The 18,891-nt window shown below is 68.1% G+C and carries 18 protein-coding genes; 12 read left to right on the top strand and 6 right to left on the bottom strand.

The genetic code is table 11. The annotated features are described in order from the left end of the window. The first annotated feature begins 30 nt into the window (after positions 1-30). From AHIS1636_RS10360 to paaZ, 3 genes are all read left to right on the top strand, one after another. Positions 31-666, top strand: a complete 636-nt coding sequence (locus AHIS1636_RS10360; protein ID WP_264795738.1) for a GNAT family N-acetyltransferase — start codon at positions 31-33, stop codon at positions 664-666. Next, entirely contained in the window at positions 663-1,370 is a 708-nt protein-coding gene (locus tag AHIS1636_RS10355) for a tyrosine-protein phosphatase (protein ID WP_264795737.1), read from the top strand. Before AHIS1636_RS10360 ends, AHIS1636_RS10355 begins: the two co-directional genes overlap by 4 nt. Positions 1,371-1,579: 209 nt before the next feature. Then, positions 1,580-3,652 (top strand): phenylacetic acid degradation bifunctional protein PaaZ, encoded by a 2,073-nt coding sequence (paaZ, locus tag AHIS1636_RS10350; protein ID WP_264795736.1) that lies wholly within the window; start codon positions 1,580-1,582, stop codon positions 3,650-3,652. A gap of 23 nt (positions 3,653-3,675) precedes the next feature. Here paaZ and AHIS1636_RS10345 read toward each other — a convergent pair whose 3' ends face one another. The 5 genes from AHIS1636_RS10345 to AHIS1636_RS10325 form a co-directional block, all read right to left on the bottom strand. Then, on the bottom strand, positions 3,676-4,323 hold the full coding sequence (locus AHIS1636_RS10345) for a nicotinamide mononucleotide transporter (RefSeq protein ID WP_264795735.1): 648 nt from the start codon (positions 4,321-4,323) through the stop codon (positions 3,676-3,678). A 101-nt stretch (positions 4,324-4,424) separates the two neighbouring features. After that, positions 4,425-5,054: a TetR/AcrR family transcriptional regulator gene (locus AHIS1636_RS10340; RefSeq protein WP_262105931.1), complete on the bottom strand. Its 630-nt coding sequence runs from the start codon at positions 5,052-5,054 to the stop codon at positions 4,425-4,427. 41 nt (positions 5,055-5,095) lie between these two features. Further along, positions 5,096-6,436, bottom strand: a complete 1,341-nt coding sequence (paaK, locus tag AHIS1636_RS10335) for a phenylacetate--CoA ligase PaaK (protein WP_264795734.1) — start codon at positions 6,434-6,436, stop codon at positions 5,096-5,098. Between the two features lie 13 nt (positions 6,437-6,449). After that, on the bottom strand, positions 6,450-6,944 hold the full coding sequence (locus tag AHIS1636_RS10330) for a hotdog fold thioesterase (RefSeq protein ID WP_264795733.1): 495 nt from the start codon (positions 6,942-6,944) through the stop codon (positions 6,450-6,452). Positions 6,945-7,085: 141 nt separating this feature from the next. After that, positions 7,086-9,290 carry a S9 family peptidase gene (locus tag AHIS1636_RS10325; RefSeq protein WP_264795732.1) on the bottom strand — a complete coding sequence of 735 codons (2,205 nt, stop codon included), beginning with the start codon at positions 9,288-9,290 and terminating at the stop codon, positions 7,086-7,088. Between the two features lie 229 nt (positions 9,291-9,519). Here AHIS1636_RS10325 and paaA point away from each other — a divergent pair, with 229 nt between their 5' ends. The 6 genes from paaA to AHIS1636_RS10295 are packed head-to-tail and all read left to right on the top strand — an operon-like array spanning position 9,520 to position 14,247. After that, positions 9,520-10,503: a 1,2-phenylacetyl-CoA epoxidase subunit PaaA gene (gene paaA, locus AHIS1636_RS10320; protein WP_264795731.1), complete on the top strand. Its 984-nt coding sequence runs from the start codon at positions 9,520-9,522 to the stop codon at positions 10,501-10,503. 24 nt (positions 10,504-10,527) lie between these two features. Then, the gene (gene paaB / locus AHIS1636_RS10315) at positions 10,528-10,860 is read left to right on the top strand and encodes a 1,2-phenylacetyl-CoA epoxidase subunit PaaB (protein WP_262106331.1); all 333 of its coding nucleotides are present in this window, start codon (positions 10,528-10,530) and stop codon (positions 10,858-10,860) included. Further along, positions 10,857-11,684 (top strand): 1,2-phenylacetyl-CoA epoxidase subunit PaaC, encoded by an 828-nt coding sequence (gene paaC, locus AHIS1636_RS10310; RefSeq protein ID WP_264795730.1) that lies wholly within the window; start codon positions 10,857-10,859, stop codon positions 11,682-11,684. The genes paaB and paaC overlap by 4 nt, the downstream gene beginning before the upstream one ends. Positions 11,685-11,689: 5 nt before the next feature. After that, positions 11,690-12,229, top strand: a complete 540-nt coding sequence (paaD, locus tag AHIS1636_RS10305) for a 1,2-phenylacetyl-CoA epoxidase subunit PaaD (protein ID WP_264795729.1) — start codon at positions 11,690-11,692, stop codon at positions 12,227-12,229. Continuing rightward, positions 12,230-13,414, top strand: coding sequence for a 1,2-phenylacetyl-CoA epoxidase subunit PaaE (gene paaE / locus AHIS1636_RS10300; protein WP_264795728.1), 1,185 nt, complete (start codon positions 12,230-12,232; stop codon positions 13,412-13,414). A 35-nt stretch (positions 13,415-13,449) separates the two neighbouring features. Then, on the top strand, positions 13,450-14,247 hold the full coding sequence (locus AHIS1636_RS10295) for an enoyl-CoA hydratase/isomerase family protein (RefSeq protein ID WP_264795909.1): 798 nt from the start codon (positions 13,450-13,452) through the stop codon (positions 14,245-14,247). A 286-nt stretch (positions 14,248-14,533) separates the two neighbouring features. Here AHIS1636_RS10295 and AHIS1636_RS10290 read toward each other — a convergent pair whose 3' ends face one another. Continuing rightward, positions 14,534-14,989, bottom strand: coding sequence for an Lrp/AsnC family transcriptional regulator (locus tag AHIS1636_RS10290; protein ID WP_264795727.1), 456 nt, complete (start codon positions 14,987-14,989; stop codon positions 14,534-14,536). A 209-nt stretch (positions 14,990-15,198) separates the two neighbouring features. Between AHIS1636_RS10290 and pdhA the strand changes: the two genes are divergently transcribed. From pdhA to AHIS1636_RS10275, 3 genes are read left to right on the top strand one after another with little or no spacing between them, the layout of a single operon-like run. Then, on the top strand, positions 15,199-16,344 hold the full coding sequence (gene pdhA, locus AHIS1636_RS10285; RefSeq protein ID WP_264795908.1) for a pyruvate dehydrogenase (acetyl-transferring) E1 component subunit alpha: 1,146 nt from the start codon (positions 15,199-15,201) through the stop codon (positions 16,342-16,344). Between the two features lie 57 nt (positions 16,345-16,401). After that, positions 16,402-17,340, top strand: coding sequence for an alpha-ketoacid dehydrogenase subunit beta (locus AHIS1636_RS10280; RefSeq protein ID WP_373875823.1), 939 nt, complete (start codon positions 16,402-16,404; stop codon positions 17,338-17,340). 2 nt (positions 17,341-17,342) lie between these two features. Further along, positions 17,343-18,863, top strand: coding sequence for a dihydrolipoamide acetyltransferase family protein (locus AHIS1636_RS10275; RefSeq protein WP_264795725.1), 1,521 nt, complete (start codon positions 17,343-17,345; stop codon positions 18,861-18,863). Positions 18,864-18,891: the final 28 nt, after the last annotated feature.

Here is an 18,891-nt window from a genome sequence, read left to right as displayed (position 1 = left end):
CTGGGCGGAATGGTTGTCTACGATGAATCCATGCCCCTGTTTGAACCGCTGTCCCTGGTCGGCAAGTACGTCCGGCTGCAGCCGCTGCGAATGAGCCACATGCCCGAGCTCGAAGACGCCGTCCGCGACGGGGAACTCTGGAATCTCTGGTACACGCGGGTGCCGTCCCCGGAGACCATGGAGCTGGAGATCCGGCAGCGCCTCGAGAAGCAGGAACAGGGCACTATGCTGCCGTTCACCGTCCGGCGCCTGGCCGACGACGTCGTCCTGGGCATGACGACCTTCTGCAACATCGACGCCGCGACGCCCCGGGCGGAAATCGGCTACACCTGGAACCGCGCCAGCACCCAGGGCAGCGGGACCAATCCCGACAGCAAGCTGCTCCTCATGACGCACGCGTTCGAAACGCTGGGCTGCCGCGCAGTGGAGTTCCGCACGCATTGGATGAACCACCAGTCGCGCGCGGCGATCGAACGCCTCGGCGCCAAGCAGGATGGCGTGCTGCGCAACCACACCCGGATGCCGGACGGCACCCTGCGGGACACCGTGGTCTACTCCGTGCTGGACAGCGAATGGCCCATCGTCCGGCGGGGTCTGCAGGCGCGGCTGGAAAAGGCCCGTCCGTCCGGCACGCCGCGGGCCGGCGCCGGGAGCCAGGCCTCATGAGCGCCGGGCCGGACTCGGTCAAGCGGGCGTCTTGGGAAGGGGCGGTCAACGCCCGCCGGATCGCCGGGGACATCTACGGCATGGGCCGCGCCGAATGGCTGACCGAGGCGGGCTGGCGGCAAATGTACGACGACGGGGTGCGCACCATCGTCGATCTGCGCAACGACGGCGAACGGACGCGCCGCGAGACGGATCCGGACGTGCCGCCGGAGGCCCGTTCGCTCTTCACGCTGCTGAACTGCCCCACGGAGGAGCCCGACCACGAGGAGTTCCGCAGGCTGGCCGGGCCGTACATGTCGCATCCGCGGCAGTATCCGGACAACCTGCGCCTGTTCCCCGGCAACATTGTCGCCATCGCGCGGGTCCTGGCGCAGGCCGAGGGGGCCGTCGTCGTCCACTGCTCCGCCGGCCGGGACCGGACCGGGCTGGTAGCCACGCTGCTCCTGCAGCTTCGCGGAGAGTCCGCGGAAACGATCGCGGACCACTACGAGTTCGGCCTTCGCGGCATCAACGAATGGCACCGGATCAGCCCCTACCGCCATCCGGTGGAGCGCTACATCTCGGGCCCGGACTTGGCCGCAAGGGTGGAGGACACCCGCGGCGCGCTGCTGGACCTGGTCGCGGAGCTGGACGCCGAGCGCTACCTCATCGAGCACGGACTGGAACAGGACGAACTCAAGCGGCTGCGCCGCCGCCTGCAGTAACCGCGTTGGAGCTAAGCGGGCCGAACGCATGGGCGCGGGCGGCATCTGCAGGTCCGTGCGGCTCCGGCCGGGCTGCCATCCGCCAAAACCGCCCCTGCGCTGCGGCGCTTCTTCCTGTAGGCTAGACACGTTACCGAACGACCGTTCAGTTTGTTTATGACTTCCGTCGGACGCCGGCCAGCTCCGCGGGAGGGGAAAGGCAGTCAACGATGACCTCAACCACTGTTGGCCTTGATTTCGTACCGAGTTTTGTCCAGGACGCCTGGTGGACGCCGGAGACCGCAACAACCGGAGCCGAGGTCCGCGACGCCAGCACGGGCGAGGCCCTGGCCCAGGTCAGCACCGAAGGGCTGGACCTGGCCGCCGTCGTCAATTACGGCCGGACCGTGGGCCAGTCCGAACTCGGAAAGCTCACGTTCCACCAGCGGGCCCTGAAGCTGAAGGAGCTGGCCCAGATCCTCAACGGCCACCGCGAGGCGCTGTACGAGATCTCGCACCGCTCGGGCGCCACGAAGATCGACAACATGATCGACGTCGACGGCGGCATCGGCGTGCTCTTCACCTTCGGCTCCAAGGGCCGCCGCGAGCTGCCGAACTCGCAGGTCGTCATCGACGGCCCCGCCGAGGTCCTGTCCAAGGACGGCTCGTTCATCGGCGAGCACATCTACACCCGCATCCCAGGCGTCGCGGTGCAGATCAACGCCTTCAACTTCCCGGTCTGGGGCATGCTGGAGAAGTTCGCTCCGGCCTTCATCGCCGGCGTTCCGACCATCGTCAAGCCGGCGACGCCCACGGGCTACGTCGCGGCTGCCGCGGTCAAGCTGATCATCGAATCGAACATCCTGCCCGCCGGTTCGCTGCAGCTGATCTCCGGGTCGGCCCGCGACCTGCTGGACCATCTCGACTACCGCGACGCCGTGGCCTTCACCGGCTCCGCCGCGACCGCCAACAAGCTCAAGTCGCACCCGAACGTGGCCCAGGGCGGCATCCGCTTCACCGCCGAGGCCGACTCGCTCAATGCCGCGATCCTCGGGCCGGATGCCGCCCCGGGAACGCCCGAGTTCGATGCCTTCATCAAGTCCCTGGTCACGGAGATGACGGCCAAGGCGGGCCAGAAGTGCACCTCCATCCGCCGCACCATCGTGCCGAAGGACCGGGTGCAGGACGTGGTCGCCGCCGTCCAGGCGCGCATCGACGAACGGGTCGTGGTCGGCGATCCGCGGGCCGAGGGCGTGACGATGGGTGCGCTGGCGTCGCTGGAGCAGCTGGCGGACGTCCGGACCGCGGTGCAGGACATGCTGGACGCGGGCGGCGAGCTCGCCTATGGCTCGCTGGACGCGCCGAAGGTCACCCGCCAGGACGGCAGCGTGGGCGTGGCCGACGGCGGCGCGTTCATGTCCCCGGTCCTCCTCACCTGGGCGGACGCCGAGGCCGAGGCCGTGCACTCACGCGAGGCCTTCGGCCCCGTTTCGTCCGTGATCGGCTACGAGGACGTCGACGACGCCATTCGGCTCGCCGCGATGGGCTCCGGCTCGCTCGTGGCCACCGTGGCGACCAACGATCCCGAAGCCGCCCGCCGGCTGGTGACCGGTATCGCCGCCCACCACGGCCGCGTGCTGGTCCTCAACCGCGAGGACGCACGCACGTCGACGGGGCACGGTTCGCCCGTCCCGCACCTCGTCCACGGCGGCCCGGGCCGGGCCGGCGGCGGCGAGGAGCTCGGCGGCATCCGGTCCGTGCTGCACCACATGCAGCGCACGGCCATCCAGGGTTCCCCGAACATGCTGACCGCCATCACCGGCGTCTGGCACACCGGCGCGGACCGCAACTTCGGTGACGTGCATCCGTTCCGGAAGAGCCTGGCCGAACTGAAGATCGGCGACGCCATCCGCTCCGATCTGCGCCAGGTCACGCTGGAAGACATCACCGAGTTCGCCAACTCCACCGGGGACACCTTCTACGCGCACACCAACCAGGCCGCGGCGGAAGCCAACCCGTTCTTCCCGGGCATCGTGGCGCACGGCTACCTGCTGCTGGCTTGGGGCGCCGGACTCTTCGTCGAGCCGGCTCCGGGGCCGGTGCTGGCCAACTACGGCCTCGACAACGGGCGCTTCGTGACTCCGGTGGCCGCGGGGGATTCCATCCGCGTCACGCTGACCGCCAAGAAGATCACCCCGCGCGAGACCGACGAGTACGGCGAGGTGGCCTGGGACGCGGTGCTGACCAACCAGAACGACGAGATCGTGGCCACCTACGATGTACTGACGCTGGTCGAAAAGTAGGCCTGTTCACCGAACAAGCCGGTTTACCGGCTGGCCGTAGAGGCCAACTCGCGCGGACGGTCCTGGGCTTCCAGGGCCGTCCGCCATTTAATCAGTCCTAGGACGTACAGCCCGACCGCCGCGGCGGCATACACCAGGGCGATGCGCGGCGTTCCCGCTGCGGTGGCATTCCCGAGGTTGAGCAGGCCGAAGGCCACGCCTGCGGTCCAGGCGTCGGCGATGCCGTGGGCCAGGCCAAGGTAGACCACCAGCGGCAGGGACGACAGTACGGCGTTGAGGATGAGCTCGGGGCCGATAACAGCCAGCAGCTCAAGGCCGGAGAACCCCTTGATCAGGGCGAAGAGGACGAGCAGGCCGGCGCCGATTCCCCATTCCTCCGGGGTGGCGCGCCGGAGCGGCAGCACGCCTTCGTTGGCGGCCCGGTCGTGCTGCCAGCGCAGGAAGCCGTAGACGCAGACGGCGGGCAGCAAGAGGTCGCCGAAGCCCAGCTGTGCCGGTCCCGAGGCGGAGTTTAGGACAAGGAAGTGCAGGAAGCCGGCGGCCGGCGGCAGCCAGGCCCAGCGGTTCCGGAAGGCGAACAGCGCGATGCCCGCGACGGTGAGCACGGAGACAATGACCGTCAGCCATAGCAGCGCATCGGTCCCGGCGGAAGAGTCCCCAAACCATTCCATGACGTCCCCCCTGACGTGAAGTGGTTGAGGCTAGGTTAGCAGCCGGTCCGGCACGCGGACAGGGGGGAAGGAGGCCAGGGGCCGGCGAAGCGGGGAAATTCCTAGGCGATGATGCGGGCCGCTGCAGGCAGGTGCAGGCCGTCGAAAATCATCGAGATCAGGTCGTCGGCGAGCTTCTTGCCCGTGAGCTTGCCGCCCGGCTTGTACCATTCCACGATCGAGTTGATCGTGCCGAAGAGCAGCCGGGTGGTGGTGCGCGGGTCGATGTCGCCGCGCAGGCTGCCCTCCGCGCGCGCCGCGTCGACCAGGCCCGCGACCTTGTGGTCGAACTGCCGGCGGCGCTCAAGGGCGCTGCGTTCGATCTCCGTGTTGCCGCGCAGGCGCAGCAGCAGGGTGACGTAGGGCAGCTTGCTGGTCAGGACCTCGACGGTGCGGCGGACCACATACTCCAGCCGGTCGTCCGCCCGGCCGGAAGAGGCGCCGGGCTCGTCCAGAATCGCTTCCAGCGAGCCCAGCGCTTCCTCCAGGGCGAGCCTGAGGAGGTCGCCCTTGGACGGAACGTGGTGGTAGATGGCGCTCTTGGAAATGCCGAGGTTCTCCGCGAGGATTCCCATGGAGGTGGCCTCGTAGCCATGCTTGTTGAAGACTTCGACCGCAACATTGAGCACTGACTGCTGGTCGTAGCCTGGCCGTCCCCGACGGGCCGGTTCCTGGCCGTTCATCTTCACCATGGTCCTAATCTTTCCAGAGCGTTCTTGCGTGGGCGGGCAAACTATCCGTTGAGGTTGCGCAAATCATAGATCCGGCGCAGCTTGCCGCTGGAACGGGCCAGGCTGCCCGGCTCGGCGATATCGATCCGGCAGCTGGAGCCGACGTGGATCTTGATCTGCTTCTGCAGGTCCTTGGCGGCGGCGGCGGCAGTCTCGGCGGAGCAGTCCTCGCGGCGTTCGATCTTCACCGTCAGTTCGTCCATCCGGTTGGGCCGGGTGATCTCCAGGATGAAGTGGGGGCTCAGGCCGGGGATCCGCAGGGCGATTTCCTCGATCTGGGTGGGGAAGAGGTTCACGCCGCGCAGGATGATCATGTCGTCGCTGCGGCCGGTGATGCGCCCGATGCGCCGCATGTTCGGCCGGCCGGTTCCGGGCAGCAGGCGGGTCAGGTCATGGGTGCGGTACCGGATGACCGGCATGGCTTCCTTGGTCAGCGAGGTGAAGACCAGCTCGCCGTGCTCGCCGTCGCGCATGACCTCGTCGGTCAGCGGGTCGATGATCTCCGGGCGGAAATGGTCCTCCCAGATCGTCGAGCCGTCCTTGTAGTCGATGCATTCGCCGGCCACGCCGGGGCCCATGACTTCGGACAGGCCGTAGATATCGCAGGCGTCGATGTCCAGCTTCGTCTCGAGCTCGTGCCGCATCTCCTCGGTCCACGGCTCCGCGCCGAGGACGGCGACCTTCAGCGAGGTCTTGGCGGGATCGATCCCGGACTTTTCCATGGCGTCGACGATGGTCAGCAGGTACGTCGGCGTGCAGAGGATGGCGTCCGGCTCGAAGTCCTGGATCAGCTGGATCTGCTTTTCCGTCTGGCCGCCGGACATCGGGATCACGGTGCAGCCGAGCCGCTCCGCGCCGTAGTGGGCGCCCAGGCCGCCGGTGAACAGGCCGTAGCCGTAGGCGTTGTGGACCTTCCAGCCGCGCTTGACTCCGGAGGCCTTCAGCGAGCGGGCAAAGAGGGTTTCCCAGCGCTCCAGGTCGCCCTTCGTGTAGCCGACGACGGTGGCCCGCCCGGTGGTGCCGGAGGAAGCATGGATCCGCGCGACCTCGTTCTGCGGGACGGCGAACATGCCGAACGGGTAGGCCTGGCGCAGGTCTTCTTTGTCGGTGTAGGGGAAGTTCTTGAGGTCGGCCAGTTCCTTCAGGTCCTCGGGCCGGACCCCCGCATCATCGAACTTCTTCTTGTACATCGGCACGCGCTCATAGGCATACGCCACGGTGTGCTTCAGTCGGCTGAGCTGGAGGGCCTCGATCTCGTCGCGGCTCATCAGCTCCTCGGGATCCAGGGTCTCGGGCTCGGCTGGAGTGGACTTGCGGGCTTTGGTTCCCGTGGTGATGGTCATTGAACGGTCCTTGCTAATCATTGCGGGCAGCGGGATTGGGGATAGTGCGGGAGCGGCCGCGCAGTTCGGCAATGATCTCTTCGCCGCCATCGGGCGTCTCCTGGGTTACACGGATGTCGAAGAGACCGCTGCGGCCGGTTTGGTTGACCAGGGTGGCGCTGGCGGTGAGGGTCCGTCCGGCACGGCCGGGATTCATGAAGTTGACGTCGACGCCGGACGCTACCGTCACGGTGCTTCCGTCGCCGCGGGGGTCGTTGCAGGCGAGGGCGAAGGCCACGTCGGCGAAGGCGAACACCATGCCGCCCTGTGCCATACCGAACCCGTTGAGCATCTCTTCGCGCAGTTGCATGCGGATCAGCACGTCGCCGAACTCGGCCTTGAGAACCTCCACGCCCAGCCACTCGGCGGCACGATCGTTCACGAAGGCGGGGTGGACCGGCGGATTCCCGGAGTCCGGGGACCCGGCCGGGGCGGGTCCGGCCACCGGACCGACCTCGATGTCCGTCATGTGAGCCCTCTCAGTGGTATTTACCGAATGTTCATTAGGTAATCCTGATTTGTGATTCAAGTCAAGTCCGGCTTGGACGGCGCCGCGCACCGCCGCGCACTGCCGCGCGGCGCCGTCGTACTTCCCCTTCCCGGGGCGCGGCTACAGCAGTTCCCGGGCCCCCAGGGCGTCGAGTACGAACGCGTAGTCCCAGGCCCGGTCCTTCCAGCCCTCGTAGCGGCCGGAAGCGCCGCCGTGGCCGGCCGCCATCTCGATCTTGAGCACGATCGGCTCGGTCCCGGTATTGGCCTCGCGCAGCTTGGCGACCCACTTGGCCGGTTCCACGTACAGCACGCGCGTGTCGTTGAAGCTGGTCACGGCCGCGATGCGGGGGTAGTTGGCGGGGCGGACGTTTTCGTAGGGGGAGTAGGACTTCATGTACGCGTAAACCTCGGCGTCCTTGATCGGGTTGCCCCACTCTTCCCATTCCAGCGCGGAGAGGGGCAGGTCGGGATCGAGGATGGAGGTGAGCGCGTCGACAAACGGCACCTGCGCGAGGATGGCGGCGTACTTCTCCGGCGCCAGGTTGGCCACGGCGCCCATTAGCAGGCCGCCGGCCGAGCCGCCCATCGCGGCGATCCGCGCCGGGTCTGTCCAGCCGGAGGCCGCCAGCCAGTCGGTGGCGGCGACGAAGTCGGTGAAGGTGTTCTTCTTCTGCAGCTTCTTGCCGTCGTCGTACCACTTGCGGCCGACCTCGCCGCCGCCGCGCACGTGGGCCACCACGTACACCACGCCGCGGTCCAGCAGCGAGAGCCGGGCGGTGTTGAAGCCCGGATCCATGCTGACCTCGTAGCTGCCGTAGCCGTAGACGAGGCCCGGGTTCGCGCCGTCCCGCTCCAGGGTGGCCTTGCGCAGGACGGAGAGCGGGATCCGGGTTCCGTCCCCTGCCGTGGCCCAGGCGCGTTCGGCGACGTAGTCCGAGGGGTCGTAGCCGCCCAGCACCGGCGTCTCCTTGCGGAGGAAGAGCCGGCCGGTGGCAAGCTCGTAGTCGTAGATCCGCGGCGGCGTGAAGTAGGACGTGTAGGTCAGCCGGATAAGCGGCGCCTCATAGTCGGAGCCTCCCATGCCGGCCGTGTAGAGCTCCTCGTCGAAGTCGGGCTCGGCCGCAGGGGCCTGATCCGGGGTGCCGAGCCCTTCCAGCGGGATGACCTGGACGCGCTCGATCGTGTCCTTGCGGACCGACACCACGGCGTGCGTGGCCGTGACGCCTGCGCCGTTGACCCGGACGGCGTCGTCGTGCGGCAGCACGGTGGCCCAGCGCTGCTCTGCCAGCGGCTTGCCGAATTCGGCGAGGTCCGCCAGCGAGACCATCGAGTTGACCGCGTCCTTGTTGTGCGTGAGGAGTACCTTCTGCACGCCGTCCAGCATGAAGGGCTCGGCGTCGTAGAGCAGCCGCTCGCTGCGCGGGACGAGCACCTGCAGCCCCTCGTCGGGACGCTCGAAGTCCAGCAGCCGCGTCTCGCTGTACTCGGAGCATCCGATGCCCACTACCAAGTGCCGCCGGTCTGCGGAGAGGTCGAATCCGGTCCACATGACAGGATCGTCCTCCTGGAAGACAACGACGTCGTCCGTCACCTCGGTGCCGAGCGTGTGGGCCTTGATCTGGTACGGCCGCCAGGACTCATCCACGACGGTGTAGAAGACCCGGGTCCCGTCGGGCGAGAAGGCCAGGGAGTAGAACACGTTTTCCACCACGTCCGGCAGGAGTTCGCCGGTCCGCAGGTCCTTTATCCGCAGGGTGAACCGTTCGTCGCCGGCATTGTCCTCCGCGTAGGCGTAAAGATGGCCGTCCTTGGTGACCGCCGCGCCGCCGAGGGAGAAGAAGGGCTTGCCCTCGGCCTCCGCATTGCCGTCCAGCAGGATCTGCTCGCCCGGCACCGGCGTCCCCGGCTCCACAGCGGGCGGCGTCCAGTCCGCTGCCGGGTCGCCGGTGTCCGACGCCCTGGTCCGGCACTGGATGCCGTACTGCTTGCCTTCCTCCATCCGCCCGTAGTACCACCAGCCGTCCTTGCGCACCGGAACGGAGAGATCCGTCTCCTGCGTGCGCTTCTTGATCTCGTTGAAGATCGCTTCGCGAAGCGGTTGCTGTCCTGCGGTTACGGCGTTGGTGTAGTCGTTCTCGGCTTCGAGATGGGCCACCACCTCCGGGTTGTCCTTCTCGCGGAGCCACTCGTAGTCATCGACGAAGACATCGCCGTGGTGCGCGCGCTCGACGGGAACTTTCCGCGCCTGGGGCGGCTGCGGCACGGTGCCCGGTGCGGTGCCCGGTGCGGCGGGATGAGCTGTTTCGGCGGGGGTGTGCGTCATGGCACCAATATATAGACGGCGCCCGGCCGCCTGTATGGCTATCGCGGCCAGCGGAACCGTGCCGATGGCCGGCAAGCCAAGGGGCCCGGCTGCCCGGGCTGGCTGAGCCGGTCCGGCCGGCCCGGCTCAGTCCCGCGAACGTCTTGACGGCCCGTGGGCGACGCTATATTCTGAACGAACGGTCGGTAAATATTTGCGCCCAGACTTTCCCCACAGTGAGGTGACACCAATGGCAGTGCAGACGCAGGCAACGCTGCAGGCTGTTCCGTCGGCAGAAGACGAAGCAGGGCAGGCCTACTTCGACAAGATCATCGCCGAGGACTCCCGGATCGAACCGGCTGACTGGATGCCGGAAAAGTACCGCAAGACGCTGGTCCGCCAGATGTCGCAGCATGCCCACTCGGAGATCATCGGCATGCAGCCGGAGGCGAACTGGATTACCCGCGCGCCCTCGCTGAAGCGCAAGGCAATCCTGATGGCCAAGGTGCAGGACGAGGCCGGACACGGTCTCTACCTCTACTCGGCGACGGAAACGCTGGGCACCCCGCGCGACGTGCTCAACCAGCAGCTGCTGGAAGGCAAGGCCAAATACTCGTCGATCTTCAACTACCCGGCCAACAGCTGGGCGGACATGGGCGCCATCGGCTGGCTCGTGGACGGCGCGGCCATCGCCAACCAGGTGCCGCTCTGCCGCGCGTCGTACGGCCCCTACGGCCGTGCCATGGTGCGCATCTGCAAGGAAGAGTCGTTCCACCAGCGGCAGGGCTTCGAGATCCTGCTGGAGCTGTCCAACGGCACCCCCGCCCAGAAGCAGATGGCCCAGGATGCGGTCAACCGCTTCTACGCGCCGGCGCTGATGATGTTCGGCCCGACGGACACGGATTCGCCCAACTCGCAGCAGTCCATGGCGTGGAACATCAAGCGCTTCTCCAATGACGAGCTGCGCTCGCGTTTCGTCGGCATGATCCAGGAGCAGGTCAAGGTCCTGGGCCTCACGCTGCCGGACGACAAGATCCGCTACAACGAAGAGACCGGCATGTGGGAGCACGGCGAGCTCGACTGGGACGAATTCCACGAAGTGCTCGCCGGCCGCGGCCCCTGCAACGCCCAGCGGATGGAACGCCGCCGCGAAGCACATGAGAACGGTGCGTGGGTGCGCGAAGCCGCCGCAGCCTACGCAGAGAAGAAGGCACAGAAAGCACAGGTGGCCTAGATGGCAACAGGAGACCAGACAGCAATGGCCAAGCCGGTCGAGACGGTGGAGACGCCCGCTGCGGAAGGCCATGGCAAGCAGACCTGGCCGCTCTGGGAAGTCTTTGTCCGCTCCTCCCGCGGGCTTTCCCACGTCCACGCAGGGTCCCTGCATGCGCCCGACGCCGAGATGGCCGTGCGCAACGCCCGCGACCTGTACACCCGGCGGAACGAAGGCGTCTCGCTCTGGGTGGTCCCGGCGTCGGCCATTGTGGCCAGCGACCCGGACGCCAAGGACGAGTTCTTCGAGTCCCCCAAGGGCAAGGACTACCGGCATGCGACGTACTACACCAAGAGCGAAGGGGTGAAGCACCTGTGAGCGGAGAAAGCGCAACCCGGATCACCCCGGGCAACGCCTTCCGTCCCGAGGACGTCGCCGCACAGGTGGCGCAGGGCCTGCAGGTCGGCGAGGATGTGGCCGAATACGCGCTGCGCCTCGGCGACGACGCCCTGATCCTCGCGCAGCGGCTCGGCTGGTGGATCTCCCGGGCCCCGGAGCTGGAAGAGGACATCGCGCTGGGCAACATCGCGCTGGACCAGATCGGCCATGCCCGGTCCTTCCTGACCTACGCCGGCGCGGCCTGGGGCAAGAGCGAAGACGACCTGGCCTACTTCCGCGGCGAGGACGGCTTCCGCTCCAGCTACCTGGTCGAGCAGCCCAACGGCGACTTCGGCAAGACCATCGCCCGCCAGCTGGTGATCTCCGTCTACCAGCACGAGCTCTACTCGCGCCTGGTCGCCTCCACGGATGCCACGCTGGCAGCCGTCGCCGCCAAGGCGCTGAAGGAAGTGGACTACCACCGCGACCACGCCAAACAGTGGACCCTGCGGCTCGGTGACGGCACGGAGGAATCGAACCGCCGCATCACGGCCGGCCTGGTCTCGGTCTGGCCGTACGTCGACCAGCTGTTCCAGGACGACGAGCTGATCGAACGGCTTGATGGCGTCGCGGTCCGTCCCTCGGAACTGCGCGAACCGTTCGACGCCTACATTGCCGCGGTGCTCGCCGAGGCAGGTCTCGAAGTGCCGCAGGTGCCCAACGCCATGACGGACAAGTCCCGGCGCCGGCACAGCGAACACCTGGGCTACCTGCTCGCCGAGATGCAGGTGCTGGCACGCGAACATCCGGGCGCCACCTGGTAACGGCCATGTCCACGAACACTGCAGTCCGTCCGGCCGACGCCGAGGCCGCCAAGGCCTGGGACATTGCCGCCACGGTGTGCGACCCGGAGATCCCGGTCATCAACATCGCGGAACTCGGTATCCTCCGCAGCGTCCGCACCATCGAGGGGGAGTACGACGGCGCCGGCAACCCGGCGGTCGAAGTCACCATCACGCCCACCTACTCGGGGTGCCCCGCGATGGATGCCATTAGGGACGACGTGGTGGCCGCCCTCGCGGCGAACGGCTACGGCGACGTCCGGGTCAAGCTGGTGCTGGCACCGGCCTGGACCACCGACTGGATGACGGCCGAGGGCAAGGCCAAGCTCAACGAGTACGGCATCGCGCCGCCCACCGGCCTGGCCGGCGTGCGGACCGGTCCCGTCAGCCTGGGCCTGAGCGTGAAGTGCCCCCGCTGCAACTCACTGAATACGCGTGAACTGACCCGCTTCGGGTCGACCTCCTGCAAGGCGCTCTACCAATGCAATGAGTGCAAGGAACCCTTCGATTACTTCAAGGTGCTCTAGATGACTACTTCCATTCCCGAGGCCGACGCGGCCCGGAACCAGGCCGACGGCGCCGACACCGGCAAGCGCCGCGGCACCTTCCACCCGCTGGCGGTCTCCGAGGTCCGCCGCCTCACCGACGAGGCCATCGAGGTCACCTTCGCCGTTCCCGGCGAACTGCAGGGCCAGTACGACTACGTCCCGGGCCAGTACGTGGCGCTGCGGACGCAGATGGAGGGCCAGGAGGTCCGCCGCAGCTACTCGATCTGCGCCGAGCCGAAGCCGGGCGAGATCCGCGTGGCCATCAAGCGCGATATTGGCGGCCTGTTCTCCAATTGGGCCAACGACAATCTGAGAGCCGGCGACGTCCTGGACGTCATGAGCCCCACCGGTGCGTTCATCTCCAAGCACACGATGACGGAGATGAACCACCCCGAGAACATCGATACCTCCGCGGAGAATGTCTTCGTCGCCTTCGCTGCCGGATCGGGCATCACCCCGGTCATCTCGATCGCCCGGACGGTGCTGGCCGCCGATCCCTCGGTCCGTTTCGACCTGGTCTACGCCAACAAGGCCGCCATGGACGTGATGTTCGTCGAGGAGCTGGCGGACCTGAAGGACAAGTACCCGTCCCGCTTCGCGCTGCACCACGTCCTCTCCCGCGAGCAGCGCATCTCGCCGCTGCTGTCCGGCCGCATCGATGCGGAGAAGCTCACCAGCCTCTTCGACAATGTGCTGCGCACCGACGACGTGGACGAGTGGTTCCTCTGCGGCCCGTTCGAACTGGTCCAGCTGTGCCGCGACACCCTCGCGGCCCGCGGCGTTCCCGCGGAGAAGATCCGCTTCGAACTGTTCACCACCGGCGAGCCGACGAAGCCGCAGGGAAACATCGGCCGCCCGGTCGACGTCGATCCGAACGCGGACAACTTCGAAATCAACTTCCGCCTGGACGGGCTTTCCGGCAAGGTGGCCAGCCCCAAACACGCCCGCGAGTCCGTGCTGAACGCGGCGCTCCGGGTCCGCCCCGACGTGCCCTTCGCCTGCGCCGGCGGCGTCTGCGGCACCTGCCGGGCCAAGGTGGTTTCCGGAACGTTCGAAATGGACGAGAACTACGCGCTGGAACCGGAAGAGATCGAGCGCGGCTACGTCCTGACCTGCCAGACCCGACCCACCAGCGACGAACTGACGGTCGACTACGACGCCTGACAAGGCCGCCGCCTGCAAAGGAGAACAGCATGGGCATGATCGAGCTGTCGATCGGGAACAACGTAGCCGAGGTGGTGCTCAACGCGCCGCAGAAGATGAACGCGCTCAACGAAGAGGCGTTGGCCGAGCTGGGGCAGGCGTATGACGAGGCCGCTGCCGCCGCAGCCGAGGGCCAGGTCAGGGCGCTCCTGCTGCGCGGCGAAGGCCGCGGCTTCTGCGCCGGCCGCGACATTTCCGCCGTCGTTCCGGAGACGGACGACGCCTACGGTTACCTCGGCGACCTCGTGACGCCGCTGCTGAGGAAGATGTCCGCCTTCCCGGCACCTACCTTCGCCGCCGCGCAGGGTGCCTGCCTCGGCGTCGGACTGGGCCTGCTGATTGCCACGGACGTGGTGTACGTGGCGGACAACGCCAAGATCGGTTCGCCGTTCGCCAACCTGGGCGCCACGCTGGACTCGGGCGGGCACTGGCTCTTCACTGAGCGGCTGGGCGCGCACCGCACCCTCGACCTGATCTACACGGCCGAACTGATGAGCGGTTCGGAAGCGGTGGCCTCGGGCCTGTTCAGCCGGGCCCTGCCGGTCGAAGAACTGCTCGAGCGCACGAGGGTGACCGTGGCGAAGGTGGCCGAAGGGGCCACCGGCGCGTTCACCGCCTCGAAGGAGCTCGTCGCCGCCATCCGCGACCAGCGCCTGGGGCTGTGGGCGTCGGTGGAGGAAGAGAACGCCGCCCAGGGGCGGCTCTGCAAGAGCGAGGACTACTCCGAAGGGTTCAAGGCCTTCCAGGAGAAGCGCAAGCCGGTATTCCGCGGGAATTCTGCCCTCCCGGATTGAACCGTTCACCGGCCTATTGACAGCCCTCCGGGTCCGGCGCAGAATCGATTCAACAAATTTGCGGACCCGGGGAAATCCGGGTCGGGCCGGCCCGCCAACTGAATATCGGTAGTCCAGGCAGTACCTGAGGCCTCATGGGGGAAGGCGGAAAGCGCCATGCCGTTCCGCCTCCAGCAGGTGCTGTCGAGGGGGAGCCGAAACCGAAACGCCGCCGGTCCACGCCCGGCGGCGTTTCAGTTTCCCGCCGGTCGCGGCTGCCGCGCCCCGGCCTGCGGTCACCGTGGGTTCATCTGGTATCGAGGTCCTCGAACACCAGGAAGGTCTGGGTATCCAGGATGCCGGGCATGGACTGGATCTGGTCGAAAATGACACGGCGCAGGTCCACGTTGTCCACGGCACGCACCAGCAGGATGACATCGAAGTTGCCGCCTACCAGGGCTATGTGGTGCACCTCCGGGATGGCCCTCAGGGCCTCCCTCAATTCCCGCCAGGAGTGCTGGCGCAGCTTCAGCGTGACGTAGGCCGACGCCTTCAAGCCTGCCTTGATCGGGTCCACCAGTGCGGTGAACTTGGTCAGCACCCCTGCTTCGGTGAGCCGCGCGATGCGCGAATAGGCGTGCGCGCGCGAGATGTGTACGTTCTCCGCGACCGCCGTGACCGAGAGCCTGCCGTCCCTGGTCAGTTCGGCCAGGATCCGGCGGTCGATGTCGTCCAGCTTGGCGCCTGGAGGAGACTCTGGCATTCGTCTACACCTCGATAAGTAATCCAGTTCACAATGGCGATTTGTCTTCCACAATACGGATCTAAACCAACTTCTTCCACTGTTTTCCTGCTAAGTGGATACGAAAAGTCACCGAATCGCATACTGAAGCCACACAGTTTCCACACCAGAACGGCTCGGCAGAGGAGATGCCCATGACCATTTCAACGGGAAGTCCGTGGCACGGCTCCATGCAGGAACCCGCGGGCGGCGCGGACCTCGACGCCCGGCGTGCCGTCGAGGCCTACATGCTGCCCTCGGCGGAGCCGGTCCGGCTGGTGGATCCGGAGGGCCGCCACGTCCATAACGACACCTACCCGCTGCCGGACGGCGGCGCCCTCCTGTCCGCCTACCGGGAGCTGGTGGTCGGCCGGCGCGTGAACGACCAGGCCAACGCCCTGGTCCGGCAGGGCCGCATGGCAGTGTATCCCTCGTCGCACGGGCAGGAGGCCTGCCAGGTAGCCGCAGCCCTATGCCTCGGAGCCGGCGACTGGCTCTTCCCGACCTACCGGGACACCGTGGCCGTGCTGGCCCGCGGCGTGGACCCGATCCAGGCCCTGACCCTCCTCCGCGGCGACTGGCACAGCGGGTACGACCCCTACGAGCACAACGTTTCCATCCAGGCCACTCCGCTGGCCACCCAGCTGCTGCATGCCGTCGGCGTGGCCCACGCGGCCAAACTCAGGGGCGAGAACACGGTGGTCCTGGCCATGTGCGGCGACGGCGCCACCAGCGAGGGCGACTTCCACGAGGCGCTGAATTTCGCCGCGGTCTTCCACCTGCCGGTGGTGTTCTTCGTGCAGAACAACCAGTACGCCATCTCGGTGCCGCTGAGCCGGCAGAGCGTAGCGCCGTCGCTGGCCCACAAAGCGGTCGGCTACGGAATGCCGGGGGAGCGCGTGGACGGCAACGACCTGGCGGCCCTGCTGGCCGTCCTCGGCAAAGCCGTGGACCGGGCGCGCGACGGCGGCGGCCCGGCCCTGGTAGAGGCCCACACCTACCGGATGCAGTCGCACACCAACGCCGACGACGCGACGCGCTACCGCACGGACGACGAAGTCGCGCAGTGGGTGCCCCGGGATCCGCTCCAGCGGATGCGGACCTACCTGTCGGAGCTGAAGCTGCTCGACGGCGCTGTCGAGGAGGACATCGCAGGCGAGGCCGAGCGCGTGGCCACGGCGCTGCGGGACGGGCTGAACGCGGAAACCCAGGTGGACCCCGAGGACCTGTTCCGCCACGTCTTCAGCGAACAGACCAGCCAGCTGCGCGAGCAGGCGGCGAAGCTGCGCGAGGAGCTCTCCCGCGAGGAACCCTCGGCGCACGGAAGCGGGGCGTAGCCGGTGGGCACGACACTGACGTTTGCCAAGGCGCTGAACACCGCGCTGGCCGACGAAATGGAAGCAGACCCCACCGTCGTTGTTTTCGGCGAAGACGTGGGTGCCCTGGGCGGAGTCTTCCGCATCACCGACGGCCTGACGGCGCGCTTCGGCGAGGAGCGCTGCTTCGACACGCCGCTGGCGGAATCCGGCATCATGGGCATGGCCGTCGGGATGGCGATGAACGGCCTGCGGCCCGTGGTGGAGATGCAGTTCGACGCGTTCGCCTACCCCGCTTTCGAGCAGGTGGTCTCGCACGTGGCCAAGATGCCCAACCGGACGCGCGGCAAGGTCAAGCTGCCGCTCGTCATCCGGATTCCCTACGCCGGCGGGATCGGCGGCGTGGAGCACCACTGCGACTCGTCGGAGTCCTACTACGCCCACACCCCGGGCCTGACCGTGGTGTCGCCCGCGACGGTGCCGGACGCCTACACAATGCTGCGCGAGGCGATCCGCCATCCGGACCCCGTGGTGTTCCTGGAGCCGAAGAAGCTGTACTGGTCCAAGGAAGACCTTGAGCTGGAGGCGCTGCGGTCCTCGGCCGGCTCCTTCGGGCGGGCCGTGGTGGCGCGCGAGGGGACGGACGCAACGCTGATTACCTACGGCCCGTCCGTCTCCACCGCGCTCAACGCGGCTGCCGCCGCGGCCGAGGAGGGCCGTTCGCTCGAGGTGGTCGACGTGCGCTCGATCGTGCCGTTCGACGATGAGACGGTGTCCGCGTCCGTGCGGAAGACCGGACGCGCCGTCGTCATCGCCGAAGCCCCCGGCTTCGCCTCGGTGGCCTCGGAAATCGTGGCCCGCGTGCAGGAACGCTGCTTCCACTCGCTTGCCGCGCCCGTCCTGCGGGTGACGGGCTTCGACATTCCATACCCGGCGCCGAAGCTGGAGCACTTCTACCTGCCCAGCGTGGACCGGATCCTCGACGCCGTCGATGAGCTCCAGTGGGAGGACGCGTGACCATGGCCCGACAGACATTCATGCTGCCGGATCTCGGCGAGGGCCTGACCGAGGCCGAGCTGGTCAATTGGCTGGTCGGCGTCGGCGACGAGGTCCGGGTGGACCAGCCCATCGCGGAAGTGGAAACCGCCAAGTCGATGGTGGAGGTGCCGAGCCCGTTCGCCGGGACCGTTGCGGAACTGCACGGGAAGGCCGGGGACACTATCGACGTCGGCAAGCCGCTGATCTCCGTCGAGGCCGGCGGACAACGCAGCCAGGGGCCTGCCGGCGGTGAGCATCCCGCGGCCGTGGCCTACCGCCAGGAAGAGCGCGCCGGCGCGGAGCCCGCGGCGGCTGCCGCGCCCGCCCCCGAGGTGGCCGCCGAGAGCGGCTCCGGAAACGTGCTGATCGGCTACGGGACGCGCGGCGGGCACGGCCCGGCGAAGCGGACCCGGAGGCCGCGCGCGAGGGCGGCCGGCAATGTCCGCCCGGGGCCCGCGGGCGCGTCGGGCTCCGCGCATGTCGGGGCAGCCAGCGCCGGCCCCGGCGCTTCCGGTCCCGTTGCCCGGGCCGAGGCCTCGGCGCCGTCCGGGCTCATGGACCGGCCGACGGCGCCGAAACAGGCTCCGCTGGTGATCTCGCCGCTGGTCCGCAAGCTGGCGCGGGACGCGGGCCTCCGGCTGGCCGACATTGACGGTTCCGGGGCCGGCGGGCTGGTCCTGCGCAGGGACGTCGAGGCCGCGCTGGCCGGCGGCGGACTTCCGCCCGGCGAAGCCGCAGCGCCGGGCTACCCGGGGGAGCAGGTCTCCGAGGCTGCCGCGGGAGCGCCGGAGATGGACGCCCGGAGCGGGCTGGCCATCGCCGGGCGCACCCCGATGCGCGGCGTGCGGAAGACCGTCGCTGCCGCCATGGCGCGCAGCCGGCGCGAGATTCCGGAGGCCACGGTGTGGGTGGACGTGGACGCCACCGCGCTGCTCGAGCTCCGCGCGGCCTTGAAGCGGAAGGACCCGGACGGCACCCCCGGCCTGCTCGCCTTTATCGGCCGGTTCGTCACGGCCGGGCTGCGCAAGTACCCGGAGCTCAATTCGCGTGTTGAGGGCGAGGACATCGTGCGCTTCGACGGCGTCAACCTGGGCTTTGCGGCCCAGACGGACCGCGGCCTGATGGTGCCGAGCGTCCGCGACGCCGGAAAGCTCAACGCCCGCTCGCTGGACGCGGAGATCCGCCGGCTCACCGCCGTCGTACGTTCCGGAAAGGCGACACCTGAGGAGCTGACGCGCGGAACCTTCACGCTGAACAACTACGGCGTGTTCGGCGTGGACGGCAGCGCCGCCATCATCAACTACCCGGAGGTGGCCATCCTGGGCGTCGGCCGGATCATTGAGCGGCCGTGGGTGGTGGATGGCGCCCTCGTCGTCCGCAGCGTCACCGAGCTGACGCTGTCCTTCGACCACCGGGTCTGCGACGGCGCCACAGCCGGAGGCTTCCTGCGGTTCGTGGCGGACGCGGTCGAGAACCCTGCCGGCATCCTCGCCGAGCTTTAGCGGGACCCGCGGCCGCGGGCGGCCCATC

The sequence above is a fragment of the Arthrobacter mangrovi genome (assembly GCF_026011795.1).
GTDB classification, from domain to species: Bacteria; Actinomycetota; Actinomycetes; order Actinomycetales; family Micrococcaceae; genus Crystallibacter; species Crystallibacter mangrovi.
The sequence above is the reverse complement of the archived record's forward strand: the minus strand, read 5'-3'. Positions and strand labels throughout refer to the sequence as shown.

What these genes read in the sequence shown, in the direction of transcription:
- AHIS1636_RS10360 (WP_264795738.1), top strand. Translation starts at nt 31, where the DNA reads ATGCCCCTGTTTGAACCGCTGTCCCTGGTCGGCAAGTACGTCCGGCTG.
- AHIS1636_RS10295 (WP_264795909.1), top strand. Translation starts at nt 13,450, where the DNA reads ATGATCGAGCTGTCGATCGGGAACAACGTAGCCGAGGTGGTGCTCAAC.
- AHIS1636_RS10325 (WP_264795732.1), bottom strand. Translation starts at nt 9,290, where the DNA reads ATGACGCACACCCCCGCCGAAACAGCTCATCCCGCCGCACCGGGCACC.
- AHIS1636_RS10340 (WP_262105931.1), bottom strand. Translation starts at nt 5,054, where the DNA reads ATGGTGAAGATGAACGGCCAGGAACCGGCCCGTCGGGGACGGCCAGGC.
- paaE (WP_264795728.1), top strand. Translation starts at nt 12,230, where the DNA reads ATGACTACTTCCATTCCCGAGGCCGACGCGGCCCGGAACCAGGCCGAC.
- AHIS1636_RS10345 (WP_264795735.1), bottom strand. Translation starts at nt 4,323, where the DNA reads ATGGAATGGTTTGGGGACTCTTCCGCCGGGACCGATGCGCTGCTATGG.
- AHIS1636_RS10275 (WP_264795725.1), top strand. Translation starts at nt 17,343, where the DNA reads ATGGCCCGACAGACATTCATGCTGCCGGATCTCGGCGAGGGCCTGACC.
- paaD (WP_264795729.1), top strand. Translation starts at nt 11,690, where the DNA reads ATGTCCACGAACACTGCAGTCCGTCCGGCCGACGCCGAGGCCGCCAAG.
- paaZ (WP_264795736.1), top strand. Translation starts at nt 1,580, where the DNA reads ATGACCTCAACCACTGTTGGCCTTGATTTCGTACCGAGTTTTGTCCAG.
- AHIS1636_RS10330 (WP_264795733.1), bottom strand. Translation starts at nt 6,944, where the DNA reads ATGACGGACATCGAGGTCGGTCCGGTGGCCGGACCCGCCCCGGCCGGG.
- paaK (WP_264795734.1), bottom strand. Translation starts at nt 6,436, where the DNA reads ATGACCATCACCACGGGAACCAAAGCCCGCAAGTCCACTCCAGCCGAG.
- paaB (WP_262106331.1), top strand. Translation starts at nt 10,528, where the DNA reads ATGGCCAAGCCGGTCGAGACGGTGGAGACGCCCGCTGCGGAAGGCCAT.
- AHIS1636_RS10280 (WP_373875823.1), top strand. Translation starts at nt 16,402, where the DNA reads ATGGAAGCAGACCCCACCGTCGTTGTTTTCGGCGAAGACGTGGGTGCC.
- pdhA (WP_264795908.1), top strand. Translation starts at nt 15,199, where the DNA reads ATGCAGGAACCCGCGGGCGGCGCGGACCTCGACGCCCGGCGTGCCGTC.
- AHIS1636_RS10290 (WP_264795727.1), bottom strand. Translation starts at nt 14,989, where the DNA reads ATGCCAGAGTCTCCTCCAGGCGCCAAGCTGGACGACATCGACCGCCGG.
- paaA (WP_264795731.1), top strand. Translation starts at nt 9,520, where the DNA reads ATGGCAGTGCAGACGCAGGCAACGCTGCAGGCTGTTCCGTCGGCAGAA.
- AHIS1636_RS10355 (WP_264795737.1), top strand. Translation starts at nt 663, where the DNA reads ATGAGCGCCGGGCCGGACTCGGTCAAGCGGGCGTCTTGGGAAGGGGCG.